This is a genomic window from Nocardioides sp. (assembly GCF_025964975.1).
In the GTDB taxonomy this organism is placed as follows: Bacteria; Actinomycetota; Actinomycetes; order Propionibacteriales; family Nocardioidaceae; genus Nocardioides.
In genome coordinates, this window is sequence record NZ_JAOPXV010000027.1 from 1 (window position 1) to 25179 (window position 25179).

The window sequence follows — 25179 nt, forward strand, 5'->3', positions numbered from 1 at the left end:
CACCGGCGTCGCAGCAGCTGAACGCCTGGCCCGGGGAGGCGCTCTCCGGCTTCGACTCCCCACTGCTGTCGGTCATCGGCATCGTCTTCGGACTCGGCTTCGTCCTGTCCTTCGGCTACTGGACGACCAACTTCGTCGAGGTGCAGAGGGCCATGGCCTCCGACTCCATCTCCGCCGCCCGCAAGACCCCGATCATCGGCGCGTTCCCGAAGATGTTCGTGCCCTTCATCGTGATCGTGCCCGGCATGATCTCGGCGGTCCTCGTCCAGGAGATGGTCGACCTCAAGAACGGCGGCAGTCCCGAGGGTGGCGCGTCCGGGAAAGGGGTCGCCTACAACGACGCGCTGCTGCTGCTGATGCGCGACGTCCTTCCCAACGGGCTCCTGGGGCTGGCGATCGCCGGCCTGCTCGCGGCCTTCATGGCCGGCATGGCGGCCAACATCTCCGCCTTCAACACGGTCTTCTCCTACGACCTGTGGCAGCGCTACATCCGCAAGGACCACTCGGACGACTACTACCTGCGGATAGGGCGTCTGGCTACCGTCGCTGCGACGGGCATCGCGATCTTCACCGCCCAGATCGCCCTCGGTTACGACAACGTCATGACCTATCTCCAGACGCTGTTCGGGTTCTTCAACGCACCGCTCTTCGCGACGTTCATCCTCGGCATGTTCTGGAAGCGGATGACACCCACAGCCGGCTGGATGGGCCTGGTGGCCGGCACGCTGTCGGCGATCGCGGTCGACCGCACGGCGGCGGCCGGAGTCTTCGAGCTGTCGGGTCAAGGGGTGGCGTTCCTCGCGGCATCGACCGCTTTCGTCGTCGACATCGTGCTCAGCATCGTGGTGTCGCTGGTGACCAGGCCCAAGCCGGCCGCCGAGCTGCGGGGCCTGGTCTACTCCGAGACCCCGCGAGAGGACCGCACCGACCCGAACGAGGCCGCGATGCCCTGGTATCAGCGCACCGCCCCACTTGCCGGCATCGCGCTTGCGATGGTCGTCGCCCTCAACTTCCTGTTCTGAGAGGAGCCACCATGTCCGACGTGACCGACTCCGACGAGACGGCCGGCGAGCCGCACAAGGCCGGCCTCTTCGACATACGCAACATCATCGGTGCCCTCCTGGGCCTGTACGGCGTGATCCTGACCCTGGCCGGTCTCCTCGGCGAGCACGAACCTGAGAAGACCGGCGGGGTCAACGCGAACCTGTGGACCGGGCTCGCGCTTCTCGCCGTCGGGGCGGGCTTCGTCGCGTGGGCGAAGGTGCGCCCCATCGTCGTACCTCCGGGCGTCGAGGCGCCTGACGACGACCCCACGCGCCCTGCGCCGCAGCGAAGGCGACCCCCCGTCACCTGATGGCGCACCATCTGCGGTGTCTGGTCGCATCATCGGTCTAGGGTGCGGTCATGGAGCCTCAGGGTCGTGTCGGCCTCGACCTCGACCGGATCGCCGAGGAGCTGGACGAGCGGCTCGAGGCCGCCGACGCCGCGCTGGCCCGGCAGTACCCCGGGGTGCGACCCGGTCGACAACCCGTCCACACCGTCTACGTCCCCGCTGACCTCTTCCACGCGGGCATCGTCACGGCGTACGCCGATGAGGCGCTGCGCTTCGTCAAGGAGCACGAGTCTGTGCTGCTCGAGCTCCTCGACGGTGACGAGGCCCTGCTGGAGCTGGTGCGCGAGAAGCTCGGACGGGAGCCGATCGAGGACCTCCGCATCGACTTCGAGGACGGCTACGGCCCACGCTCCGACGAGGAGGAGGACCGCGCCGTGCAGAGCGCCGCGCTGGCCCTCCGCGACGCCATCGCCGACGGGACCGCACCGCCGGGGCACGGCATCCGCTTCAAGAGCTTCGAGGCCCCGAGCCGGCGGCGCGGACTCCGCACGCTGGTGTCGTTCGTCGAGACCCTGACCGACGGAGGACCGCTCCCGGACGGCTTCGTGGTCACGCTGCCGAAGGTGACGTCGGTCGACCAGGTGGAGGCTCTCGTCCACTCAGCGGGGCGGCTCGAGTCCGGCCTGGGCCTCGCTGACCGGGCGCTGCGGTTCGAGATCCAGGTCGAGACCCCGCAGTCGATCCTCGGTCCCGACGGCACCGCACTGGTGGCGCGGATGATTCACGCGTCGGATGGGCGCTGCACCGGCCTGCACTACGGCACCTACGACTACTCGGCGTTCTGCGGCATCGCCGCGGCCCACCAGAGCCTGGACCACCCGGTCGCCGACCACGCCAAGGCCGTCATGCAGGCAGCGGTCGCCGGCACCGGCGTGCGCCTCTCCGACGGGTCGACCAACCTGCTCCCGGTGGGGGGTCCGGAGGAGGTCCGCGAGGGGTGGAGCAACCACCTGCGGCTCGTCCGGAGGTCCCTGGAGCGGGGCTACTACCAGGGCTGGGACCTGCACCCCGCTCAGCTGCCGACCCGCTTCGCGGCGACGTTCGCCTTCTACCGCGGTGGGTTCGCCGCCGCGACGGGCCGCCTCCGCAACTACGTCGAGAAGCAGGCCTCCGGGGTCCTCGACGAGCCGGCGACCGCCCGCGCTCTGGCCGACTTCCTCCTCCGCGGCCTCGACTGCGGCGCTTTCCCTGACTCGGAGGTCGAGGAAGCAGCCGGGCTCGACGCCCGGGCGCTGGCCGCGCTCGCCCACCGCACCACCACGAAGGAAGGCTGAGTGATGGGGATCATCCTGGGACCCAACCAGTACGGCAAGGCCGAGAATCGCGTCGTCCGGATCGTCCGCGACATCGCGCGCCACGAGATCCGTGACCTCAACGTCTCGACCGCGCTGCGCGGCGACTTCGCCGCAGCGCACGTGGACGGTGACCAGTCGCAGGTCCTGCCGACCGACACCCAGAAGAACACCGCCTTCGCCTACGCCAAGAAGCACGGGGTGACCTCGCCCGAGGACTATGCGCTCGCGCTCGCCCGGCGCCTCCTGGAGGCGACCCCGGCGGCGACGGGCGCACTGGTCGACGTCGAGGAATATGCGTGGGACCGGATCGCCGTCGACGGCGAGGGCCACGACCACGCGTTCGTACGCCGTGGGGGTGAGGTGCGCACCACCGAGATCGACCTGTCCTCCGACGGTGCCCACGTCCGCTCCGGCCTCGCCGACCTCACGGTGCTCAAGTCCACGGGCTCGGAGTTCAAGGGCTTCCTGGTCGACGACTACACGACCCTGCCGGAGGCGGACGACCGCATCCTCGCCACCTCGCTCACCACGACCTGGCGTTACTCCGACCACGGCCAGGTCGAGTGGAACAAGGCGTACGACGACGTGCGGGCGTTGCTGCTGTCCACGTTCGCCACGACGTACAGCCGGGCTCTTCAGGAAACCTTGTTCGCCATGGGACGGGCCGTGCTGGAGGCGCACGACGAGATCGAGGAGATCTCCTTCACGGCCCCCAACAAGCACCACCACCTGGTGGACCTGTCGCCGTTCGGGCTCGACAACCCCGGCGAGGTCTTCATCGCCGCCGACCGGCCCTACGGGCTGATCGAGGCGACCGTGACCCGCGATGGGGAGGGGCGATGAGCATCGGACGACCCGGCCTGGCGGCCTTCAACGCCATGCAACGCGACAAGGCCTATCGCTTGGCGCGGACCTGGCTCGACGTCCCGCGCTGGGCCGACTTCCTCTCCGTCACTCGCCCCTTCGCCGACGTCGGCGAGCTCGAGGCCACGATGGTCTCGGCCTCAGCCACCATCACCGACAAGGAGCTGGAGCAGGCCCTGGCCCGGCACCCGCGGATCGGTGAGCGTGCCGACGCGGCGTTGCACGACGCCGAGCACTCGACCCGCGAGCAGTCCGGGGTCGACCGCGAGGACGCCGAGGTCACGCGACGGCTGGAGGAGGGCAACCGGGCGTACGAGCAGCGCTTCGGCCGCGTGTTCATCATCCGGGCGGCCGGCCGCGACGCCGCCGAGATCCTGGAACAGCTCCGGCTCCGGTTGGACAACAGCGACGAGGACGAGCGCGCCGAGACGATCACCCAGCTGACCCAGATCGCAGTCCTGCGGATGAAGGAGACGTTGTCCTGATGGCGACGCTGAGCACGCACGTCCTCGACACCAGCCTCGGTCGGCCGGCGGCCGGTGTCAGCCTGAGGCTGGAAGGGGACGGAGGGCAGCTCGCCGAGGCGGTCACGGACGCCGACGGACGGGTCTCGGACCTGGGTGGCGGCACGCTGGCTCCGGGCACCTACCGCCTGCGCTTCGACACGGCCGGCTACTTCGCCCAGCGCGGCGTCGAGGGGTTCTACCCCGAGGTGCTCGTCGCGTTCACCATCCAGGCCGACGGGCACGTCCACGTCCCGTTGCTGCTCAGCCCCTTCGGCTACTCGACCTATCGTGGCAGCTGAGACTCTCCTCCGCGCCCGTCGCGCCGTGGTCGGGGGCGGCGAGGCGGCCGTCGCGGTGCGGATCCGCGATGGCGTGATCACCGACCTGTCGCCGTACGACGTGGACGCCGGCGGCGCCGAGGTCGTCGAGCTGTCCGAGGACGAGGTGCTGCTGCCCGGGCTCGTGGACACCCACGTGCACGTGAACGAGCCCGGCCGGACGGAGTGGGAGGGCTTCGCCAGCGCAACGAAGGCGGCGGCTGCCGGCGGCGTGACCACCATCGTGGACATGCCGCTCAACAGCATCCCCCCGACCACCACGGTCGCGGCCCTGGCCGAGAAGCGCGCCGTGGCCGGCGGGCAGGTGTTCGTCGACGTGGGCTTCTGGGGCGGCGCGATCTCCGGCAACCTCGGCGACCTCCGTGGTCTCCACGAAGCCGGCGTGTTCGGCTTCAAGTGCTTCCTGCTCGACTCGGGGGTCGAGGAGTTCCCGCACCTGACGCCGGCCGAGTTCACCGCCGCCATGGCGGAGGTCGCTCGACTCGGCGCCCTGATGCTCGTGCACGCCGAGGACGGCGATGCGGTCGCGGCCTGCGCCCACGGTGAGTCCTACGCCGGCTTCCTCGAGAGCCGTCCCGACGCCGCCGAGGAGCGCGCCATCTCCCTGGTCATCGACGCAGCGCGCACCAGTGGCGGGCGCGCGCACGTCGTCCACCTGAGTGCCTCGGGCGCCGTCCCGATGCTGCGGGACGCGCGCGCTGGCGGGGTCGACGTGTCGGTGGAGACCTGCCCGCACTACCTCTTCTTCGAGTCCGGAGCGATCCCCGACGGGGCCACCGAGCTCAAGTGCTGCCCACCGATCCGCGACGCGGCCAACCGGGACGCCCTCTGGGCAGCCCTCGGCACCGGTGACATCGACTACGTGGTCACCGACCACTCCCCGTGCACCGCCGAGCTCAAGCGGCTCGAGACGGGTGACTTCGCCGACGCCTGGGGTGGGATCGCGTCCCTGCAGCTGGGCCTGCCGGTCGTGTGGACCGCCGCCCGCGACCGGGGCCTGGGCCTCGCCGACGTGGTGCGCTGGATGGCGACAGCCCCCGCCCGGAGGGTCGGACTGACCGACAAGGGTGAGATCGCGGTGGGCGCGGACGCCGACCTGTGCGCGTTCGCCCCGGACGAGGAGTTCGTCGTCGACGTGGCCGCGTTGCACCACAAGAACCCGGTGTCCGCCTACGCCGGGCGTACGCTCACCGGCACCGTCCGCCAGACCTGGCTGGCCGGCGTGCCGGTCGACCTGGATGCCGCTCCGCGCGGTCGGATGCTGAGCAGAGGAGAGTCGAGATGACCGGCTACTACGTGCCCCGCGGCGGTCTGCCCGCGCAGACCGAGCTGACGACGGACCGGGCCGTGTTCACCACGGCGTATGCCGTGCTGCCGCGCGGCACCATGCGCGACATCGTCACCAGCCAGCTGCCGCACTGGCGCAACACCCGCGCCTGGGTGATCGCCCGGCCGCTGTCGGGGTTCGCCGAGACGTTCTCGCAGTACGTCGTGGAGGTCTCCCCGGGCGGGGGCAGCGACCAGCCCGACCTCGACCGGACCGCCGAGGCCGTCCTCTTCGTGGTGGACGGGACCGTGCACCTGACGATCGCCGGCATCGACCACCGGATGGGACCGGGCGGGTACGCCTTCCTGCCACCGGGGACGACGTGGGCGCTGCGCAACGACAGTGCCGAGACGGCCACCTTCCACTGGATCCGCAAGGCCTACGAGCACGTCGACGGCATCGACGTGCCCGAGGCGTTCGTGACGCAGGAGACCGAGGTCCGCGCCGAGCCGATGCCCGGCACCGACGGGGCCTGGAGCACGCAGCGATTCGTCGACCCGCTCGACGCCCGCCACGACATGCACGTGAACATCGTGAACTTCGAGCCCGGCGGCGCGATCCCCTTCCCGGAGACGCACGTGATGGAGCACGGCCTCTACGTCCTGGAGGGCAAGGCGGTCTACCTGCTCAACAAGGACTGGGTCGAGGTGCATGCCGGGGACTTCATGTGGCTGCGCGCCTTCTGCCCGCAGGCCTGCTACGCCGGCGGTCCGGGACGGTTCAGATATCTGCTCTACAAGGACGTCAACCGGCACGCCACCTTGTCGCCGCATCCCCGTTTGTGACCTGGACCACGTAGCATGGCCAACGGCGGATCGTCGTTCGGCATGGACAACCGGCGCCCGCGTCTGACGAACCATGCGATCCGCGCACCATGCCCGCGTGAGGGAGACACATGTCGGACTCGCAGGTCTTCGTCAACGGGACGCCGCGGCCGCTCGCCGGCGTGCCGACCCACACCAACGCGCTCGACTTCGTGCGCGGGCTCGGCCTGACCGGAGCCAAGGAGGGCTGTGCCGAAGGGGAGTGCGGAGCCTGCGCCCTGATGGTGCTGCGGCCGGACGGCGCGGGGAGCCGGTGGACGCCGATCAACGCCTGCCTGGTCCCCGCCGCTGCCCTCGACGGCCAGGAGGTCGTCACCGCGGAGGGGCTCGGCCGTCCGGACGACCTGCACCCCGTCCAGAGCGAGATGGCGCTGCGTGGTGGCTCCCAGTGTGGCTACTGCACCCCGGGCTTCGTCTGCTCGATGGCCGCGGAGTACTACCGCCCCGATCGGGTCGACACCGACCACGCAGACCCCGAGCACGGGCCGAACGGCTTCGACCTGCACGCCATGGGCGGCAACCTCTGCCGCTGCACCGTCTACCGCCCGATCCGGGACTCCGCCAGGGCGATCGGCACCCCGCACGAGGACGACGCGCTGGCCGAGCGCCAGCGACAGCCAGCCCCCGGTCCGGCCGCCACCCGGCTCGACGGGTCGGCAGGCGGGTTCGCCCGCCCGTCCGACCTCGCCGAAGCACTCGACCTGCTGCTTGAGCACCCAGACGCCATGGTGGTCGCCGGGGCCACCGACTGGGGCGTCGAGGCCAACCTGCGCGGTCGCCGGGCGCCGTACGTCGTGGCGATCGATCGTCTTCCCGAATTGCGGCAGGTCTCGACCGACGGCGTCGTCGAGATCGGTGCCGCGCTCACCCTCAGCGAGGCGGAGACAGCACTCGGTGGAGCGGTGCCGCTCCTCGACACGCTCTGGCCGCTGTTCGCGTCGCGGCTGATCCGCAACGGCGCAACGATCGGGGGCAACCTCGGCACCGCGTCGCCGATCGGCGACCTGCCGCCGGCGCTGCTGGCCCTCGACGCCAGCGTCGTGCTGTCCTCGCTCGAGGGGGAGCGGGAGGTCGCGCTGGCCGACTACTTCACCGGCTACCGCGAGACCGTCCTCCGGCCCGGTGAGCTCATCCGCTCGGTCCGGATCCCGCTGCCGCTCGCCGGCCTGACCGGGTTCCACAAGATCAGCAAGCGCCGTTACGACGACATCTCCAGTGTCGCCGTCGGCTTCGCGCTCGACGTGGTCGACGAGACCGTGGTGCGGGCGCGGATCGGGCTGGGTGGCGTGGCCGCCACGCCGATCCGCGCGCTGGCCACCGAGGCGGCGCTCGAGGGTCGGCCCTGGACCGCCGAGACCGTCGAGGTCGCGGCGCAGGTGTTGTACGGCGAGGGCACCCCGATCGACGACCAGCGGGCCAGCGCCGACTACCGCTCGGCGATGCTCGGCAACTCGCTCCGCAAGCTGTGGACGGAGGCGGTCCGATGAGCGTCGGCCTCCCGGTGGCGCACGAGAGCGCGGCCCTGCACGTGACCGGGCACGCTCTCTACACCGACGACCTGGTTCACCGCACCCATGACGTCCTGCACGCCCATCCCGTGTGCTCTCCCCACGCCCACGCCCGGATGACCCGCCTCGACCCGGCCCCAGCGCACGAGGTCGAGGGGGTAGTCCGGGTGCTCACCGCCGCCGACGTCCCGGGCGTCAACGACGGCGGGGTGAAGCACGACGAGCCGTTGTTCCCCGACGAGGTGATGTTCGTCGGTCACGCCGTCTGCTGGGTGCTGGGGGAGACCCTCGAGGCCGCACGCCTCGGCGCGGCCGCGGTCGAGGTCGACTACGAGCCGCTCCCGGCCGTCGTCTCGCTCACCGAGGCGATCGCCGCGGAGAGCTTCCAGGGTGGACAACCCGTCGTCAGCCGGGGCGACGTAGAGCACGGCCTGGCCGGGGCGGCCCACGTCTTCAGCGGCGTCACCGAGATGGCCGGGCAGGAGCACTTCTACCTCGAGACCCATGCCGCTCTGGCCCTGGTCGACGAGGGCGGCCAGGTGTTCGTGCAGAGCAGCACGCAGCACCCCACGGAGACCCAGGAGATCGTCGCCCACGTGCTGGGTCTCGCCAGCCACCACGTCACCGTCCAGTGCCTGCGGATGGGTGGCGGGTTCGGCGGCAAGGAGATGCAGCCGCACGGCTTCGCCGCGATCGCAGCGCTGGGGGCGACCCTGACCGGGCGCCCGGTCAGGCTGCGCCTGAGCCGGACCCACGACATGACCCTGACCGGCAAGCGGCACGGCTTCCACGCCCAGTGGCGCGTCGGCTTCGACGACGAGGGCCGGCTGATGGCACTCGAGGCGACGCTGACCTCGGACGGCGGCTGGAGCCTCGACCTCAGCGAGCCGGTGCTGGCGCGGGCCCTGTGCCACGTCGACAACGCCTACTGGATCCCGCACGTGCTGCTCCACGGCCGCGTGGCCAAGACCCACAAGACGTCGCAGACGGCGTTCCGCGGCTTCGGCGGCCCGCAGGGGATGCTGGTGGTCGAGGACGTCCTCGGCCGCTGCGCACCACTGCTGGGGATCGATCCGCTGGACCTGCGTCGCCGCAACGTCTACGTCGACGGCCAGGCGACGCCGTACGGCCAGGTCGTGCGCCATCCTGAGCGGATCCTCGCCGCCTGGGACCAGGTCGTGTCGACCGGCCAGATCGCCAGCCGGTCCGCAGAGATCGCCGAGTTCAACGCCGCGCACCCGCACACGAAGCGTGGCCTGGCGATGACGCCGGTGAAGTTCGGGATCTCGTTCAACTTCACGGCCTTCAACCAGGCCGGCGCCCTGGTGCACGTCTACAAGGACGGGTCCGTGCTGATCAACCACGGCGGCACCGAGATGGGCCAGGGCCTCCACACCAAGATGCTCCAGGTCGCCGCCACGACCCTCGGCGTCCCCCTCGCGCGGGTGCGCCTCGCGCCGACTCGGACCGACAAGGTCCCCAACACCTCGGCGACCGCCGCCAGCTCGAGTGCGGACCTCAACGGGGGCGCGATCAAGCACGCGTGCGAGCAGATCCTCGTGCGGCTGACCGGGCTCGCGGGCGACCGGGAGGTCGGTCGGGACATCACCTGGGACGAGCTGGTCCGCGAGGCCTACTTCAGCCGCGTCCAGCTGTGGGCGGCCGGCTTCTACCGGACCGAGGGCCTCCACTGGGACTCCACCGCGATGGAGGGGCATCCGTTCAAGTACTTCGCCTACGGCGTGGCCGCCACCGAGGTGGAGGTCGACGGCTTCACCGGGAGCTACCGCGTGCGCCGGGTCGACATCGTCCACGACGCAGGTGAGAGCCTCTCGCCGCTCATCGACATCGGCCAGATCGAGGGTGGGTACGTCCAGGGCCAGGGCTGGCTCACGCTGGAGGACCTGCGCTGGGACGAGTCCGACGGACCCGGCCGCGGCCGTCTCACGACCCAGTCCGCCAGCACCTACAAGCTGCCCAGCTTCAGCGAGCTCCCCGAGGTGTTCAACGTCGCTCTGCTCGAGCACGCGCACGAGGACGGCGTGGTCTACGGCTCGAAGGCGGTCGGCGAACCCCCGCTGATGCTGGCGCTGTCGGTCCGGGAGGCGCTGCGGCAGGCCGCCGCGGCATTCGGGACTCCCGGCACCAGCGTCGACCTGGCTTCCCCAGCCACTCCCGAAGCCGTGTTCTGGGCGGCCGATCGCGCTCGGAGCGGCGGTGCCGACCACGTCGTGGTGGGGCTGCCGGGTGCCGCTCCCGACCGACCCGACCCGGCCGCGCCTGCCCTGCACCCGCGGTCCGAGCAGGCCGCCCACGAATCGGTGGAGGCCTGACATGCGCTGGATCGCGGCGATCGAGCTGCTCCGGAACGAGCGGCGTGCCGGGGTGCTCGTCACCGTGGCCGCGACGCGCGGGCACGCGCCACGCGAGGCGGGCGCCAAGATGGTCGTGGCCGCCGACCGCGCGTGGGGCAGCATCGGCGGGGGCAACCTCGAGGAGACCGCGGTCGCCCGGGCGCGGGTGATGCTCGACACCGGCGTCGCGTCGGCCGAGCAGCTGACCCTCGGACTCACCGACAAGGCACGGACCGACCACGGTCGTCAGTGCTGCGGCGGCGAGGTCAGCGTCCTGTTGGAGCCGCTCCCGGTCGTACCCTCGGTCGCGATCTTCGGGGTCGGTCACGTGGGGCTCGAGCTGGCTCGGATCCTGGCCCGGCACGACCTCGACCTGCACCTCGTCGACTCCCGTGCCAACCAGCTGACCGACGAGCGGCTGGGCTGTCTGGCCGACGGTGAGGCACGTCTGCGCGTCCATCACTCCCCGGTGCCCGAGCTCGCCCTCGGCGCGGTGCCGCCGGGGACCCACGTCCTGGTCATGACGCACGACCACGCCGAGGACTTCGCCCTGTGCGATGCCGCCCTCCGCTGCCGCGAGCTGGGCAGCATCGGGTTGATCGGCTCGGGGGCCAAATGGGCGCGGTTCCGCTCCGGGCTCGTGACGGAGGGTCACGACGAGGAGGCGATCGGCCGGATCCGAAGTCCGATCGGGACCTCGGCCGTGGCCGGCAAGGAACCGGCCACCATCGCGGTCTCGGTGGCCGCCGAACTGCTCGCGTCGTTCGCCGCTGCGCGGTCGCGGACCGACGCATGAAGCACCCACGATGAGCGCCCGATGATCCCGGGCGAGGTGCTGTACCGCGCCCGCGCCTACGACACCCCCGACAACCCCTTCACCGACGGACTGGCACGTCCGGGCTTCCGCTACGACGACGACCTCGGACTGGTCGTGTCGGCGCAGGGCGTCATCACCGCACGGGGGCCGTTCGCGGCCATGGCCGCAGCCTCCCCGCAGGCGACGGTGATCGACCTGCGCGCCGGGATCCTGCTCCCCGGGCTCGTCGACACGCACGTGCACTTCCCCCAGGTCCGCGTGATCGGAGCGCTGGGGATGCCGCTGCTCGAGTGGCTGGACCGGTGCGCCCTGCCGGAGGAGCAGCACCTCGCCTCGCCCGACTACGCGGCCACGATCGCGGGCGAGTTCGTGGCCGGCCTGATCGCGGCCGGAACCACGACCTCGCTGGTCTTCGGCTCCCACTTCGCGCCCGCGATGGATGCGCTGTTCGCCCGGGCGGCACACTTCGGGCTGCGCGTGACGAGCGGCCTGGTCGTGAGCGACCGGATGCTGCCCGAGCCGCTGCTCACCACCCCGGAGCGTGCGTACGCCGAGTCCCTGGCCCTGGCTGCGCGCTGGCACGGCGTCGGCCACGCCAGATATGCGGTGACGCCGCGCTTCTCGCTCTCCGCCTCGGACCCGATCCTTGCCGCCTGCGCGTCGGTGATGAGCGAGGTCGAGGGGGCCTTCTTCACCTCGCACGTCAACGAGAACCTCATCGAGGTGGCAACGGTCCGGGGCCAGTTCCCCGAGCGGTCGGGCTACGTGGACACCTACGACCACCACGGGCTGCTGGGGCCACGGTCGGTCCTGGCCCACAACGTGCATCCCCTGGACGCCGAGCTGGCCGCGCTGGCCGACCGGTCGACGTCCGTCGCGCACTGTCCGAGCAGCAACTCCGCCCTCGGCTCGGGCCTGTTCAGCCTGCGACGGCACGTGGCCTCGGGCGTGCCGGTGGCCCTCGGCAGCGACGTGGGGGCTGGCACCGGCTTCTCGCTGTTCAAGGAGGGCCTCCAGGCCTACTTCGTCCAGCGGCTGCTCGGGGACCAGGGTCTCCCGCTGGCACCCGGCCACCTCCTGCACCTCAGCACCTCGGCGGGCGCGGCTGCCCTCGGACTCGGGGAGGTCATCGGTGACTTCTCCGAGGGGAAGCAGTTCGACGCGATCTGCCTGCGTCCCCCTGCCGGCACCTCGCTGGACATCGGGCTCCGGCATGCCGGCTCGCCGGAGGAGGCGCTGGGCAAGGTGTTCGCCCTGGCCGGTGACGCCGACGTGGCCGACGTGTGGATCGCCGGCGAGCAGATCGCCTCTGGTGGTCTGCTGCGGCCGGTCAGTCCCCTGACGCCAGCACGACGGCATATGCCGGCAGTGTCAGGAAGTCGGGGAATTCGTCGCTGAGGGCGGACTCGGCGAACAGTCGTCGAGCGTCCGCCCAGTGTCCGGACTCGAACGCGTCCGCTCCGACGACGTCGCGCAGGGCGGCGTACTCCTCCTCCACGATCTGCTCGACCAGCTCGCGCGTGACGACCTCGCCGGAGTCGAGGGTGGCGCCCGTGAAGATCCACTGCCACACCTGCGAGCGGGAGATCTCGGCCGTGGCTGCGTCCTCCATCAGGTTGTCGATGCCGGCCGCCCCGTTGCCGGAGAGCCAGGACTGGAGGTACTGGATGCCGATCCGGACGTTGCCGCGCAAGCCTTCCTCGGTGCGCTCGCCGGGGGTCTGGTCGACTGCCAGCAGGTCGTCGGCCTCGACCGACACGTCCTCGCGGCGTACGTCGAGCTGGTTGCTGCGCTCCCCGAGGGTCTCGGAGAAGATGTCGGCGCACAGCGCGACCAGGTCGGGGTGCGCCACCCACGATCCGTCGAAGCCTGCCTGGGCCTCGCGGGTCTTGTCCTCCCGCACCTTGGCGAACGCGAGCTCGTTGGCCTCGGCGTCACGCCGGCTCGGGATGAACGCCGCCATGCCGCCGATCGCGAAGGCCCCGCGGCGGTGGCAGGTCTGCACCAACCGGTCGCTGTAGGCCTTCATCATGGGCGCGGTCATGCGGACCGCGTTGCGGTCGGGGAGCGTGAACCTCGACCCGGCGTCGCGGAAGTTCTTGATGATGCTGAACAGGTAGTCCCAGCGACCCGCGTTGAGCCCGGCCATGTGGTCGCGCAGCTCGTAGAGGATCTCGTCCATCTCGAAGGCCGCGGTGATGGTCTCGATGAGCACGGTGGCCCTGATCGAGCCGTGCGGGACGCCCAAGGAGGTCTGGGCGTGGGTGAAGACGTCGTTCCACAGCCGGGCCTCGAGGTGGGACTCCAGCTTCGGCAGGTAGAAGTACGGGCCACTGCCTCGCGCGAGCAGCTCGCGGGCGTTGTGGAAGAAGTAGAGCCCGAAGTCGACCAGGGCGGCCACCACCGGCCGGCCGTCGCGGCTGAGGTGAGCCTCGTCGAAGTGCCACCCCCGTGGTCGCGGCACGATCACCGGGCGCTGGCCGCCCTCGGCCAGGGCGTACTGCTTGCCCTCAGGGGAGGTGTAGGCGAGCTGACCTCGGACCGCGTCACGAAGAGTGAGCTGGCCGCCCACGACGTTGCGCCAGTGCGGGGTGTTGGCGTCCTCGAGGTCGGCCAGCCACACCCGAGCGCCCGAGTTGAGGGCGTTGATCGCCATCTTGGGGTCGGTCGGCCCGGTGATCTCGACGCGGCGGTCGGCCAGGTCGTCGGGAATCGGCGCGACCGTCCAGCTGTCCGCCCTGACCGAGGCCGTCTCGGCCAGGAAGTCAAGGCTGCCGGTGCGGGCGATCACGTCGCGGCGGGTCCGCCGCGCGGCAAGGAGCTCGTCGCGCCGGTCGTGGAACCGCGCGTCGAGGTCGGCGATGAAGGCGAGGGCCTCGGGGGTGAGGATCTCCTCGGACCGCGGGACGGTGGGACCGGTGACACCAAGGGTGGCCATGGCGTCACCGTAGCGCCCGGTCAGTCGGTCAGCACGGTCGTGCGTTCGGCCGCGATGAGCACGGCACCGACCAGGGAGGCCCGTTCGCCGAGCTCGGAGGAGAGGACCGGGGTGGAGGCCACAGCGTCGAGCGCGTGGCGGCGCAGCCCGATCCGGGCCGGTTCGAGCAGCAGGGCGCCGGCCCGGGCCATGTCACCTCCCACGACGACGATCGCAGGGTTGAGCAGGTTGACGATGCTGGCGATGGCCCAACCCAGGTGCAGCCCGGCGTCCTCGAGAGCGCGCAGCGCGGAGACGTTGCCGTTGCGGGCCTCCGCGACGATGTCGTCGAATCCCGCGTTGGGCAGCTGGAGCTGCATCATCCCCTGCAGCGCGACCGTGGAGGTGTAGGCCTCCAGGCAGCCCCGGCTGCCGCACCGGCACACCGGTCCGTTCTCGTCGAGGGTGAGGTGACCGATCTCCCCGGCGGTGCCGCCGTGGCCGTGGAAGATCTGGTCGTTGAGGACGATGCCGGCTCCGACACCGGAGGACACCTTGACGAACACCGACGAGTCATGGCCGCGGCCGACGCCCTGGCGGTGCTCGGCCAGCGCGCCGAGGTTGGCGTCGTTCTCGGTGTGGACGACGGCGCCGAGTGCCTCCTGAGCTGCGGTCTGGGCGTTGACCCCCACCCAGCCCGGCAGGATGGCCGAGGTGCGCACGACGCCGTTCGTCATGGGCGCGGGCAGGCCGAGACCGATGGTGCGTACTGCACTGCGCTCGAGCCCCTCCGCTGCCAGCAGGGCGTCCACCATCACGTCAGCCTGGTCCAGGCCTGAGGCGTACGCGTGGCCTGAGTCAATGCGCCGTCGCTGCTCCACGATCAGCTGGCCGGTCAGGTCGCCGATCGCGACGGCGACGTGACTGTGCCCGAAGTCGATGCCGGCCACGAGGCCGGCCGCCCGGGCCAGCTCGACGGTGGTGCCGCGGCGACCGCTGCCGGGCTCGACCTCGACGAGGCCGGCGTTGGTGAGCTGCCGCACGATGTTGGAGACGGTCGCCGGTGCCAGGCCGGTCTGCCGGGCGATGTCGGCCTGGCTCACCGTCCCACCCGCGCGGAGCACGCCCACGACCCGCTGTTGATTGGCCGAGCGCAGCGATGCGGTCGAGCCGGGGGATGGGGGCATGAAGGGAACTGTGCGGGAAAGGGTGTCTTGTCGTCAAGACAGGCGACAAAACTGCACAATGTTCGAAATATAACGAGTTAGCATTCAAGTCTTGACGGCAAACCCTGTGACTCAGCACACTAGGCCCACCGTCACCCGGCCCGTTGTAGGACGAGCCCCGGCACCTTCAGGAGTCTTCATGTCCCGTACGTCCATTCGCATCGCCGCCATCGGTGCTGCACTTCTCTTCGGTGCCGGCGGCCTGACCGCCTGCGGCGCCAACGACGCCGAGTCCGGCGGCGACTCCGGCGACGGTGGCGGCGACAGCAAGGTCATCGCCCTGCTGCTGCCCGAGTCGAAGACCACGCGCTACGAGGCCTTCGACCGCCCCTTGTTCGAAGAGGCAGTCTCCGGACTGTGCTCGGACTGTGAGGTCCTCTACTACAACGCTGACCAGGACGAGGCCAAGCAGACGCAGCAGGTCGACACCGCCATCTCCGAGGGCGCGGACGTCATCGTGCTCGACCCGGTCAACGGCGCAGGAGCGGGCGGCATGGTCCAGTCGGCGCAGGACTCCGGCGCTGAGGTCATCGCCTACGACCGTTTCATCGCCGAGGCCGACTACTACATGAGCTTCGACAACGAGACCGTCGGCCAGATGCAGGCTGAGGCGCTCGTCGAGGCGATGGGCGGCGAGGGCAGCATCCTGATGCTCAACGGTGCCCCCAGCGACCCCAACGCGGCGCAGTTCAAGGCCGGCGCGCACAGCGTGCTCGACGACTCGAACATCAAGATCCTCGAGGAGTACGACAACCCTGACTGGAGCCCGGAGAACGCGCAGTCCTTCGTCAGCGACCAGCTGGCCAAGTACGACCCGTCGGAGATCAACGGTGTCTACGCTGCCAACGACGGACAGGCCGGCGGCGTCGTCGCCGCACTCACCGGTGGCGGGGTCGCGCAGGACGCCCTGCCTCCCATCACCGGCCAGGACGCCGAGATCGCCGCGATCCAGCGGATCCTCGCCGGCGAGCAGGCCATGACCATCTACAAGCCCATCCCGATCGAGGCCGAGACCGCGGCCGAGGTCGCCGTGGCCCTGGCCAACGGCGACGACGTCCCGACCAGCACCGACACCGGGATCGACCAGAGCGACTACGAAGGCGTGGCGTCGTACATCTTCGACCCGACCGTCCTCACGGCGGACAACGTGGCCGACACCGTCATTGCCGACGGCTTCTACTCCGCCGAGGACATCTGCACCGGCGAGTACGCCAAGGCGTGCGAGGCGGCTGGCATCTCCTGATGACCGAGGCATTGGTAGCACCGGCGCCGGTCGGGGACATCGTCTTGTCCCTGACCGGCGTCACCAAGCGCTTCGGCGCCGTCCAAGCCCTCTCGGACGTCCACCTGGACGTCCGGGCGGGCGAGGTCGTCGCCCTGGTCGGCGACAACGGCGCCGGCAAGTCCACGCTGGTCAAGGTCATCTCGGGCGTCTACACCCCGGACGAGGGCTCCATCACCTTCGCCGGCCGTCAGATCACCGTGGGCGGGCCCTCGGAGGCGCAGGCGCTCGGGATCGCCACGGTCTTCCAGGACCTCGCCCTCTGCGACAACCTCGACGTGGTGGCCAACCTGTTCCTCGGGCAGGAGAAGACCTCAGGTCCGTTCATCGACGAGGTCGCGATGGAGAAGGAGTCGTGGCGTCTGCTGCGTACCCTGTCCGCCAAGATCCCGAGCGTGCGGATCCCGATCGCCTCCCTCTCCGGCGGCCAGCGTCAGACGGTGGCCATCGCCCGAAGCCTGGTGGGCAGCCCCAAGATCGTGATGCTGGACGAACCGACCGCGGCGCTCGGCGTCGCGCAGACCGCCGAGGTGCTCAACCTGATCGAGCGACTGCGCGAGACGGGGCTGGGGGTCATCCTGATCAGCCACAACATGGCCGACGTCCAGGCCGTGGCCGACCGCATCGTCGTGCTTCGACTGGGCAAGAACGCCGCTGAGTTCAAGGTCGAGGACGCCACGACCGCGGAGCTCGTTGCCGCCATCACCGGTGCCTCCGACAACGTCGTGGCCGCCCGTGCGTCCCGCGGACCCACCCCCACGACGGACGGAGGCCACCATGGCTGACCAGAAGACCATGACGGAGGCCAGCGACCCGACTGCATCGGTCGCGGCCGACCTGGCCGACGAGCGACTGATCCGCACCCAGGGCGCAGCCGGCTACGCCCGCCTCTTCGTCAACCGCCTGAAGTCCGGTGAGCTCGGCAGCCTGCCCGTGGTGGTCGGCCTCGTCGTCATCAGCCTCGCGTTCTACAGCGCGGAGCCGAAGTTCCTCTCCTCCTACAGCATCGTGTCCATCACGCAGTTCGCCGCACCCATCGGCGTGATCGCCCTCGGCATCGTGCTGGTGCTGCTCCTGGGGGAGATCGACCTCTCGGTGGGGTCGGTCAGCGGTTTCGCCTCCGCGGTGATGGCCGTCCTGCTGGTCAACAAGGGGCAGTCGATCGTGGTGGCGATCCTCGCTGCCCTCGCCGTCGGTCTGGCGATCGGGGCGGTGTACGCCGTGCTCTACACCAAGCTCGGAGTGCCGTCGTTCGTCTTCTCGCTGGCCGGTCTGCTCGGTTTCCAAGGTGCGCTGCTCTTCGTCCTGGGCACCCAGGGCACGATCAACATCCCCTCCCAGTCGGGGCTCCTGCAGTTCGCCCGGCGGAGCTTCGTCCCGGACACCGTCTCCTACATCCTCGTGGTGGCGATCGTCGCGCTCTATGCCGCGACCCAGGTGTGGGGCGTACGCCGTCGTACCGCAGCCGAGCTGAGCTCGCCGCCCCTGGCCCTCACGGCCGTCAAGGCGTTGTTGATGCTCGTGGGCCTGCTGGCGCTGACCTACTACGTCAACATCGACCGGGGTTGGAGCTACCTCTGGGTGTTCTTCGTGGTCCTCGTCGTCCTGATGGACCTCGCGCTGCGGCGTACGACCTGGGGACGGCACGTCTTCGCGGTCGGCGGCAACGAAGAGGCTGCGAGGCGCTCGGGGATCAAGGTCGACCGCGTGTACTTCTCGGTCTTCGCCCTCACCTCGACCCTCGCCGCACTCGGCGGCGTGCTCGCAGTCGGCCTGCAGACCAGCGTGTCGCAGGCCAGTGGCACGACCGACACCAACCTGACGGCCATCGCGGCCGCGGTGATCGGCGGCACCTCGCTGTTCGGTGGCCGAGGATCGGCATACTCCGCGATGCTCGGGATCCTCGTGCTGCAGGCGATCCAGAGCGGGCTCAACCTCATCAACGTCGACTCCTCGGTCCGGTTCATGGTCACGGGAGCCGTGCTGTTGCTGGCCGTCGCAATCGACTCGGTCTCACGTCGTGCACGCGCGTCGAGTGGTCGTGGCTAGCCCGCGGTGACACCATGGCCCGGTCATGTGCCGCGTCCTCCTCGCCTGTTGCCTGCTCGTCCTGAGCCTGAGCGCCTGCACGTCGTTGAACCCCACGGTGATCGCCGTCCTGGTCGCGGACCAGAGCGCCGAGCTCCAGCAGCCGCTGGACCTGGACGCGCTGGAGTCCCGGGTCGAGGAGCTCTGCGAAGGCTGCGCGGTCAAGGTCTACGACGCCGAGAGTGACGCCGACACCCAGTCCGACCAGCTCGACCAGGCCCTCGCGGCAAGTGCCGATGTCGTGATCCTCGACGCAGTCGATCCGGAGCTCGCCGAGTCGCTGGTCCAGCGGACCGGCGAGGTGCCGGTCCTCGCCGTCGGCACGCTGGTCCCGGGGTCCGACCTGTTCGTCGGCCTCACGGAGCCGGTGGACCCGCCGGAGGGTGCCGAGAGCGACCTCGAGGCGGCGCGCGAGGTCATCCTCCGCGACCGCAAGTCGTTCACGTTCGTCCCGGCGGCGCAGATCAGCACCCGGGCCGCCGAGGTCGCGGTGGGCGAGCTCGTCGGCAAACCGGTCGACGGGTCGGTCGACACGGAGGGAGTGCCCTCGTGGCTCTTCGAGCCGGTCGAGGTGAACGTCCAGGACCTGACCTCCATCGTCGTGGCAGCGGGTGCCCTGACGCTCGAGGAGCTGTGCTCGGGTGACACGGCCGAGCGGTGCGGCAAGCTCGGTCTCGTCTGATCGCGTTCACCCGACCGTCATGTCGGGGGCCTACGCTCGGGGGTGTTCAGCGCTCGACCTACTCGGAGGTTCCCACCATGTTGCGCCCACCCCTGCTCGCTGCCGCACTTCTCGCCGTCGGGCCGCTGGTCCTGACGCCACTCGTGTCCACTCCCGTCGCCCATGCCGATCGCGAGGCGGACCGCACCGTGCGGTTCTCCACCTTCAACGCCTCCCTCAACCGCAACGCGGCGGGGGATCTCGTGCACGACCTGTCGACTCCTGGCAACGTCCAGGCGCAGAACGTCGCCGAGACCATCCAGCGGGTCCGTCCCGACGTGCTCCTCATCAACGAGTTCGACTACGCGCCGGCGGCGGTCGACCTCTTCCGCGAGAACTACCTCGAGGCCTCGCACCACGGCTCGGCGCCCATCGACTACCCCTACGCCTACATCGCTCCGTCGAACACGGGAGTGCCCAGCGGCTTCGACCTCAACAACAACGGCGTCGTGGGAGCTCCCGGCACCCAGGCCGGCGGTGACGACTCGCTCGGGTTCGGCCTGTTCGAGGGCCAGTACGGCATGGTGGTCTACTCGAAGTACCCCATCGACACCGAAGGGGTCCGCACGTTCCAGAACTTCCGCTGGCACGACATGCCTGGCGCCCTGCTCCCCGACGACCCGGCAACAGCGGCTCCAGCGGATTGGTACTCACCGGCGGAGCTCGCGCAGCTCCCGCTCTCGTCGAAGTCGCACTGGGACGTCCCGATCCACATCGGGAAGAAGACCGTGCACTTCCTGGTGTCCCACCCGACACCGCCCACCTTCGACGGAGTCGAGGATCGCAACGGGACCCGCAACCACGACGAAATCCGCTTCTGGGCCGACTACGTCTCCTCGCGCCGCGCCTCGGCCTACATCTATGACGACGAGGGCACTCGCGGCGGGCTGAGGCCGGGCTCGAGGTTCGTGATCGCCGGCGACCAGAACGCCGACCCCGTCGACGGCGACTCCCTCGACGCCGCGATCGACCAGCTTCTCGACCACCCGCGCATCACCGACCCGCTGCCCCGCTCGTCGGGTGGCGCGGAAGCGGTCGACCAGGGTGGCAACAACGCCGCGCACCAGGGTGACCCGCGCCTCGACACCGCCGACTTCGGCGACGTGGGTGCCTTCGGCCCGGGCAACCTGCGGGTGGACTACGTGCTGCCGTCGAAGGGCACCAAGGTTGTCGGCTCCGGCATCTTCTGGCCCGTCGACGCCGACCCGCTCTACCGGCTGACCGGTGACTTCAACCGAGCGCTCTACGGCCCGACCGGGGTCCCCACCTCCGACCACCGTCAGGTGTGGGTGGACGTCCGCTACTGAGGCTGGTCGAGCCCCGCAGGCTTCGCGGTGGGGCGGGCGTACACGGTCGTCCGCTCCACCATCGGCCGACCGATGCCGGCCCCGATCTCGACGAGCTCGGCGACGGTCTTTGCCGAGCCGTGCTCGCTGCCGGCCATCCGCGAGATGGTCTCCTCCATCAGCGTCCCCCCGACGTCGTTGGCCCCGGCCTGCAGCATCGCGCGCGTCCCGTCGACACCGAGCTTGACCCAGCTCGTCTGGATGTTGTCGATGGCGCCTTGGAGCATGATGCGGCCCATCGCATGGACGGCCAGGTTGTCCCGGAGCGTCGGCCCCGGCCGGGCGACGCCCGCGAGGTAGATCGGTGAGCTGGTGTGGACGAAGGGCAGGGGTACGAACTCGGTGAAGCCGCCGGTCTCGGACTGGATCTGCCGCAGCACCCGCAGGTGCTGGACCCAGTGGCGCGGGTTGTCGACGTGGCCGTACATCATCGTCGAGCTCGAGCGGAGCCCGACGCGGTGAGCGGTGGAGACCACCTCGATCCAGGTCTTCGCCGGCAGCTTGCCCTTGGTCAGGACCCAGCGGACCTCGTCGTCCAGGATCTCCGCGGCGGTGCCCGGAATGGTGTCGAGCCCCGCCTCGCGCGCCTTGATCAGGAAGTCCTCGACCGACAGGCCGGTGCGGGCGGCGCCGCTGACGATCTCCATCGGGCTGAAGGCGTGCACGTGCATCTGGGGCACGCGTTGCTTGACGTCGGACACGAGGTCGAAGTAGGCCGACGCCGGGAGCTCCGGGTCGATGCCGCCCTGCATGCAGACCTCGGTGGCCCCGAGCTCCCAGGCCTCCTGGGCCCGGTCGGCGACCTGCTCGAGGGAGAGGGAGAAGGCGTCGGCGTCGGTCTTGCGCTGCGCGAACGCACAGAAGCGGCAGCCGACGTAACAGATGTTGGTGAAGTTGATGTTGCGGTTGACGACGTAGGTCACCTCGTCGCCGACCGTGGCGCGGCGCAGGTCGTCGGCCAGCCGGCACACCTCCTCCAGGAGGCTGCCGTCGGCGGTCATCAGCGTGAGGGCGTGGGCGTCACTCAGGTTGCCGGGGTGGGCCTCGGCGGCGCGGAGCGCGGCGACGCCGTCGGCGTCACGTCCGCCACCGGTAGTCGGTAGTCCGGTCGCAGACGGTCGTGTTGCGGCCGTCTCGAGAGCCGTTTGCCGCCGGACTACATCGCGGAGCGAGTCCCAGTCGCCGTACACGCTGTCGAAGTCATTGCGCCGGTCCGAGGTGCGGCCGGTGGAGTCGATGGTGCTGTGCAGGTCTGTGCGACCGGTTCCGTCGAGTCCGCCGTCAGGCTCCTGCCACGGCAGTCCGACGGGGTGTACGCCGATGCGCGCGAGCCCGTCGGGCAGCGCGAGTGCGTCGAGGTGGGCGTCGAGTCGCGGGTCGATCCACGGCGTGCGCTGCCGGACGTAGTGCGGGTGCACGGTCAGGCGGGGAGCCAGCTGGAAGCCTGCGTCTGCGGTCACCGCGCGCAGCCGCCCGAGCGAGGGCCACGGCCGCTCGGGGTTGACGTGGTCCGGGGTCAGGGGCGAGACGCCACCCCAGTCGTCGATGCCGGCGTCGAGCAGCGAGCGGCACTCGGTGGTGTCCACGAGGTTGGGCGGAGCCTGGACCCGCGCGGTCGGGCCCAGCACGATCCGGGTGACTGCGATGGCGGCGCGGAACTCCGCCAGCTCGAGGTCGCCCGTATGACGCATGGCAGTGTCGGGCTTCGCCCTGAAGTTCTGGACGATCACCTCCTGGATCGACCCGTAGAGCCGGGAGATGCGGCGGAGCTCGAAGATCGTCTCGGCGCGCTCTGTGAGCGTCTCGCCGATGCCCACCAACAGCCCCGTCGTGAAGGGGATCGACAGGCGGCCGGCGTCCTCGAGCACGCGGGAGCGAACGGCCGGGTCCTTGTCGGGTGAGCCGAAGTGCGCCTCGCCCCGGGTCTCGTGGAGCCGGCGCGACGTCGTCTCGAGCATCATCCCCATCGAGGGTGCGACGGGCTTGAGCCGGGTCATCTCCTCCCAGGACAAGACGCCGGGGTTGAGGTGCGGCAGCAGCCCGGTCTCCTCGAGCACCCGGATGCTCATGGCGCGGACGTAGTCCAGGGTCGAGTCGTAGCCCTGCTCGTCCAGCCACACCCGGGCCTCGGGCCAGCGCTCCTCGGGGCGGTCGCCCAGCGTGAAGAGCGCCTCCAGGCAGCCCAGCGCCGCGCCGTCGCGCGCGATCGCGAGGATTTCGTCAGGGGACAGGTAGGGCGCGGCCAGCTTGGCCGGCACGGTGACGAAGGTGCAGTAGTGACAGCGGTCCCGGCAGAGCCGGGTGATGGGGATGAAGACCTTGGGGGAGTAGGTGACCACCCCCGGTCGACCGGCGGCGACCAGCCCGGCGTCGCGCACGCGGGCGGCGACCGCACACAGACGATCCAGCTGCTCGTCGCGCGCGGCGAGCAGGGCACCTGCCTCCTCGACGTCGAGGGCGGCGCCCCGCTCGGCACGCGCGAGCGCCCGACGGACCTGGGTGGCGGTGACCTCCATGCGGGCCATTGTCACAGCACGGCGACGCCGTGCCACGACCCGCGGGTCAGTGAACGGTCTCGAGCGGCTTCTCGGCTTCGGCGACGGTGAGTGGACTGTCGTCGCTGTCGATCTTGCTGGGCCACCAGATCTTGCCCCCGAGGTCCATGTTGATCGCGGTCACCAGCACCGAACGGACGATCATCGTGTCCAGGATGACACCCAGGGCGACGGCCACGCCGAGCTGTGCCAAGAAGACCACCGGGATGGTGCCCAGGACCAGGAACGTCGCGGCGAGCACGAGACCGGCCGACGTGATCACCCCACCGGTCGAGGTGAGCGCGACCAGCGCTCCCTTCCGGGTGCCGTAGTGCATCGTCTCCTCCCGCACGCGCGTCATCAGGAAGATGTTGTAGTCGATGCCGAGCGCCACCAGGAACACGAAGGAGAACAGCGGGAAGCCCGGATCCGAGCCCTCGAAGCCGAAGACGTAGTCGAAGAGCAGCGCCGAGATGCCGAGGGCGGCGCCGAAGGACAGCACGACGGTCGCGATCAGGATCACCGGGGCCAGCACCGAGCGCAGGAGCGCCATCAGGATCAGGAACACCATCAGCAGGATGATCGGGATGGTCACCAGGTTGTCCCGGTTGGCGGCGTCCTTGGTGTCGAGGTAGAACGCCGAGTTGCCGCCGACGAGGGCATCTGCGCCGTCCACCGCATGCACGGCGTCACGCACCCTCTCGACGGTCTCGAACGCCTCGGGCGACGCGGGATCGGACCCGATCGCCGCCTCGACGAAGGCGACATCACCTGACGTGACGGCGGGCTTGGGCGGCTGGACGTTGTCGAGGCCGGTGAGGGCCTCGGTGACGGCGTCCTCGGTGCCGGCGTTGGCGACCACCATCACGGTGTTGGACTGGTCGATCAGCCCTGCGTCGACCAGCGCCTTCTGGCCGGTGATCGACTGGAACTCCTTGGTGTAGGAGTCCTCGGTGGCCAACCCGTTGGTGTCGAGGCGCAGGAGTCCGAGGCAGGCGATGGCGAGCAGGATCGAGGTGACGACCCACACCTGACGGGGCCGCGGCACGATCCCGCGCCCCACCTTGGCCCACAGACCGTTCTCGGTGGGCTCGGCCGAGCGGAAGCCCGGGCGGCGCGGCCAGAAGATCCACCGGCCCGTGATCACCAGGAGCGCAGGGAGCAGGGTGATCATCACGAGGAACGTCACTCCGATGCCGATGGCTGCCACGGGGCCCAGCCCGGCCGTCGAGTTCATCTCGGCGAACAGCAGGCAGAGCATCCCGAGCGCCACGGTCGCCGCACTGGCGAAGAGCGCGGGTGCGGCCCGGTGGAGGGCGAACGCCATCGCCTCGTGCCGGTCGTCGTGGCGGCGGAGCTCCTCGCGGTAGCGCGCCACGAGCAGGAGGGCGTAGTCGGTGCCGGCGCCGATCACCAGGATCGTCAGGATCGCGTAGGACTGCCCGTTGACGGTGAGGTCCGCGTACTTAGCCAGGAAGTAGATGAGGGCCTGCGAGACGAACAGGGCCACGATGGCACTGCCGATCGGCAGGATCCACAGGATGGGACTGCGGTAGGTGAACAGCAGGATGAGGACGACGATGCCGAGGGTGGCCCCCAGCAGCGTGGTGTCGATGCCCCCGAACGCTTCGGCGGAGTCGGCCGCCGACCCCCCGACACCGGCGACGTAGACCTCGCCACCGTCCAGGTCAGCGATGTCCTGCAGCTCGTCGGCGATGCGCGGCATCTCGTTCCAGCCCTCGGAACCGAGGTCGAAGGTCACGACCGTCTGGGCGACCTCACCGTTCTCCGAGATGGCCGGGAACCCGACCTGCTCAGCCGTGGCGGGGCTGATCACCG

Annotated in this window: 20 protein-coding genes and 1 pseudogene; 17 read left to right on the forward strand and 4 right to left on the reverse strand. The window is 70.3% G+C overall.

The annotated features are described in order from the left end of the window. The 12 genes and pseudogenes from JWN68_RS02395 to JWN68_RS02450 form a co-directional block, all read left to right on the forward strand. Positions 1-1022, forward strand: a pseudogene (locus JWN68_RS02395) (Na+/galactose cotransporter); the annotation flags it as partial. Positions 1023-1033: 11 nt separating this feature from the next. After that, a complete protein-coding gene (locus JWN68_RS02400) occupies positions 1034-1354 on the forward strand; it encodes a hypothetical protein (protein ID WP_297734134.1) in 321 nt (106 codons plus the stop codon). A gap of 50 nt (positions 1355-1404) precedes the next feature. Continuing rightward, the gene (locus JWN68_RS02405; protein WP_297734137.1) at positions 1405-2667 is read left to right on the forward strand and encodes an aldolase; all 1263 of its coding nucleotides are present in this window, start codon (positions 1405-1407) and stop codon (positions 2665-2667) included. Between the two features lie 3 nt (positions 2668-2670). Further along, positions 2671-3531 carry a factor-independent urate hydroxylase gene (gene pucL, locus JWN68_RS02410; protein ID WP_297734140.1) on the forward strand — a complete coding sequence of 287 codons (861 nt, stop codon included), beginning with the start codon at positions 2671-2673 and terminating at the stop codon, positions 3529-3531. Further along, positions 3528-4037 (forward strand): 2-oxo-4-hydroxy-4-carboxy-5-ureidoimidazoline decarboxylase, encoded by a 510-nt coding sequence (uraD, locus tag JWN68_RS02415; RefSeq protein WP_297734143.1) that lies wholly within the window; start codon positions 3528-3530, stop codon positions 4035-4037. The genes pucL and uraD overlap by 4 nt, the downstream gene beginning before the upstream one ends. After that, on the forward strand, positions 4037-4357 hold the full coding sequence (uraH, locus tag JWN68_RS02420; protein WP_297734146.1) for a hydroxyisourate hydrolase: 321 nt from the start codon (positions 4037-4039) through the stop codon (positions 4355-4357). The genes uraD and uraH overlap by 1 nt, the downstream gene beginning before the upstream one ends. Further along, a complete protein-coding gene (allB, locus tag JWN68_RS02425; RefSeq protein ID WP_297734149.1) occupies positions 4347-5681 on the forward strand; it encodes an allantoinase AllB in 1335 nt (444 codons plus the stop codon). Before uraH ends, allB begins: the two co-directional genes overlap by 11 nt. Continuing rightward, positions 5678-6508 (forward strand): bifunctional allantoicase/(S)-ureidoglycine aminohydrolase, encoded by an 831-nt coding sequence (locus JWN68_RS02430; protein ID WP_297734152.1) that lies wholly within the window; start codon positions 5678-5680, stop codon positions 6506-6508. Before allB ends, JWN68_RS02430 begins: the two co-directional genes overlap by 4 nt. 110 nt (positions 6509-6618) lie before the next feature. Then, positions 6619-8034, forward strand: a complete 1416-nt coding sequence (locus JWN68_RS02435; protein WP_297734155.1) for an FAD binding domain-containing protein — start codon at positions 6619-6621, stop codon at positions 8032-8034. Next, positions 8031-10388 (forward strand): xanthine dehydrogenase molybdopterin binding subunit, encoded by a 2358-nt coding sequence (xdhB, locus tag JWN68_RS02440; protein WP_297734158.1) that lies wholly within the window; start codon positions 8031-8033, stop codon positions 10386-10388. Before JWN68_RS02435 ends, xdhB begins: the two co-directional genes overlap by 4 nt. 1 nt (position 10389) lies before the next feature. Continuing rightward, a complete protein-coding gene (xdhC, locus tag JWN68_RS02445) occupies positions 10390-11205 on the forward strand; it encodes a xanthine dehydrogenase accessory protein XdhC (protein ID WP_297734161.1) in 816 nt (271 codons plus the stop codon). A 21-nt stretch (positions 11206-11226) separates the two neighbouring features. Beyond that, on the forward strand, positions 11227-12624 hold the full coding sequence (locus JWN68_RS02450) for a guanine deaminase (protein ID WP_297734164.1): 1398 nt from the start codon (positions 11227-11229) through the stop codon (positions 12622-12624). Here JWN68_RS02450 and aceB read toward each other — a convergent pair. Then, positions 12557-14164 carry a malate synthase A gene (aceB, locus tag JWN68_RS02455; protein WP_297734167.1) on the reverse strand — a complete coding sequence of 536 codons (1608 nt, stop codon included), beginning with the start codon at positions 14162-14164 and terminating at the stop codon, positions 12557-12559. The genes JWN68_RS02450 and aceB overlap by 68 nt on opposite strands. A gap of 20 nt (positions 14165-14184) precedes the next feature. Continuing rightward, positions 14185-15330, reverse strand: coding sequence for an ROK family transcriptional regulator (locus tag JWN68_RS02460; RefSeq protein WP_297734170.1), 1146 nt, complete (start codon positions 15328-15330; stop codon positions 14185-14187). A gap of 178 nt (positions 15331-15508) precedes the next feature. Between JWN68_RS02460 and JWN68_RS02465 the strand changes: the two genes are divergently transcribed. From JWN68_RS02465 to JWN68_RS02485, 5 genes are all read left to right on the forward strand, one after another. Beyond that, positions 15509-16612: a substrate-binding domain-containing protein gene (locus tag JWN68_RS02465; RefSeq protein ID WP_297734173.1), complete on the forward strand. Its 1104-nt coding sequence runs from the start codon at positions 15509-15511 to the stop codon at positions 16610-16612. Continuing rightward, on the forward strand, positions 16612-17436 hold the full coding sequence (locus JWN68_RS02470; protein ID WP_297734176.1) for an ATP-binding cassette domain-containing protein: 825 nt from the start codon (positions 16612-16614) through the stop codon (positions 17434-17436). Before JWN68_RS02465 ends, JWN68_RS02470 begins: the two co-directional genes overlap by 1 nt. After that, positions 17429-18700: a sugar ABC transporter permease gene (locus JWN68_RS02475; protein ID WP_297734179.1), complete on the forward strand. Its 1272-nt coding sequence runs from the start codon at positions 17429-17431 to the stop codon at positions 18698-18700. Before JWN68_RS02470 ends, JWN68_RS02475 begins: the two co-directional genes overlap by 8 nt. 25 nt (positions 18701-18725) lie before the next feature. Further along, entirely contained in the window at positions 18726-19421 is a 696-nt protein-coding gene (locus tag JWN68_RS02480; protein ID WP_297734181.1) for a hypothetical protein, read from the forward strand. 77 nt (positions 19422-19498) lie between these two features. Next, entirely contained in the window at positions 19499-20767 is a 1269-nt protein-coding gene (locus JWN68_RS02485) for an endonuclease/exonuclease/phosphatase family protein (RefSeq protein WP_297734183.1), read from the forward strand. On the opposite strand, the gene JWN68_RS02490 is transcribed toward JWN68_RS02485, so the two are convergent. Both JWN68_RS02490 and JWN68_RS02495 read right to left on the reverse strand, forming a co-directional pair. Further along, on the reverse strand, positions 20761-23331 hold the full coding sequence (locus JWN68_RS02490) for a bifunctional FO biosynthesis protein CofGH (protein ID WP_297734186.1): 2571 nt from the start codon (positions 23329-23331) through the stop codon (positions 20761-20763). The genes JWN68_RS02485 and JWN68_RS02490 overlap by 7 nt on opposite strands. A gap of 37 nt (positions 23332-23368) precedes the next feature. Beyond that, on the reverse strand, positions 23369-25179 hold a 1811-nt coding region (locus JWN68_RS02495; protein ID WP_297734189.1), incomplete at its 5' end, for an MMPL family transporter.

What these genes read in the sequence shown, in the direction of transcription:
- JWN68_RS02430 (WP_297734152.1), top strand. Translation starts at nt 5,678, where the DNA reads ATGACCGGCTACTACGTGCCCCGCGGCGGTCTGCCCGCGCAGACCGAG.
- JWN68_RS02435 (WP_297734155.1), top strand. Translation starts at nt 6,619, where the DNA reads ATGTCGGACTCGCAGGTCTTCGTCAACGGGACGCCGCGGCCGCTCGCC.
- aceB (WP_297734167.1), bottom strand. Translation starts at nt 14,164, where the DNA reads ATGGCCACCCTTGGTGTCACCGGTCCCACCGTCCCGCGGTCCGAGGAG.
- JWN68_RS02475 (WP_297734179.1), top strand. Translation starts at nt 17,429, where the DNA reads ATGGCTGACCAGAAGACCATGACGGAGGCCAGCGACCCGACTGCATCG.
- JWN68_RS02460 (WP_297734170.1), bottom strand. Translation starts at nt 15,330, where the DNA reads ATGCCCCCATCCCCCGGCTCGACCGCATCGCTGCGCTCGGCCAATCAA.
- pucL (WP_297734140.1), top strand. Translation starts at nt 2,671, where the DNA reads ATGGGGATCATCCTGGGACCCAACCAGTACGGCAAGGCCGAGAATCGC.
- uraD (WP_297734143.1), top strand. Translation starts at nt 3,528, where the DNA reads ATGAGCATCGGACGACCCGGCCTGGCGGCCTTCAACGCCATGCAACGC.
- JWN68_RS02490 (WP_297734186.1), bottom strand. Translation starts at nt 23,331, where the DNA reads ATGGCCCGCATGGAGGTCACCGCCACCCAGGTCCGTCGGGCGCTCGCG.
- JWN68_RS02480 (WP_297734181.1), top strand. Translation starts at nt 18,726, where the DNA reads ATGTGCCGCGTCCTCCTCGCCTGTTGCCTGCTCGTCCTGAGCCTGAGC.
- JWN68_RS02470 (WP_297734176.1), top strand. Translation starts at nt 16,612, where the DNA reads ATGACCGAGGCATTGGTAGCACCGGCGCCGGTCGGGGACATCGTCTTG.
- xdhB (WP_297734158.1), top strand. Translation starts at nt 8,031, where the DNA reads ATGAGCGTCGGCCTCCCGGTGGCGCACGAGAGCGCGGCCCTGCACGTG.
- JWN68_RS02400 (WP_297734134.1), top strand. Translation starts at nt 1,034, where the DNA reads ATGTCCGACGTGACCGACTCCGACGAGACGGCCGGCGAGCCGCACAAG.
- JWN68_RS02450 (WP_297734164.1), top strand. Translation starts at nt 11,227, where the DNA reads ATGATCCCGGGCGAGGTGCTGTACCGCGCCCGCGCCTACGACACCCCC.
- JWN68_RS02485 (WP_297734183.1), top strand. Translation starts at nt 19,499, where the DNA reads ATGTTGCGCCCACCCCTGCTCGCTGCCGCACTTCTCGCCGTCGGGCCG.
- uraH (WP_297734146.1), top strand. Translation starts at nt 4,037, where the DNA reads ATGGCGACGCTGAGCACGCACGTCCTCGACACCAGCCTCGGTCGGCCG.
- JWN68_RS02405 (WP_297734137.1), top strand. Translation starts at nt 1,405, where the DNA reads ATGGAGCCTCAGGGTCGTGTCGGCCTCGACCTCGACCGGATCGCCGAG.
- JWN68_RS02465 (WP_297734173.1), top strand. Translation starts at nt 15,509, where the DNA reads ATGTCCCGTACGTCCATTCGCATCGCCGCCATCGGTGCTGCACTTCTC.
- xdhC (WP_297734161.1), top strand. Translation starts at nt 10,390, where the DNA reads ATGCGCTGGATCGCGGCGATCGAGCTGCTCCGGAACGAGCGGCGTGCC.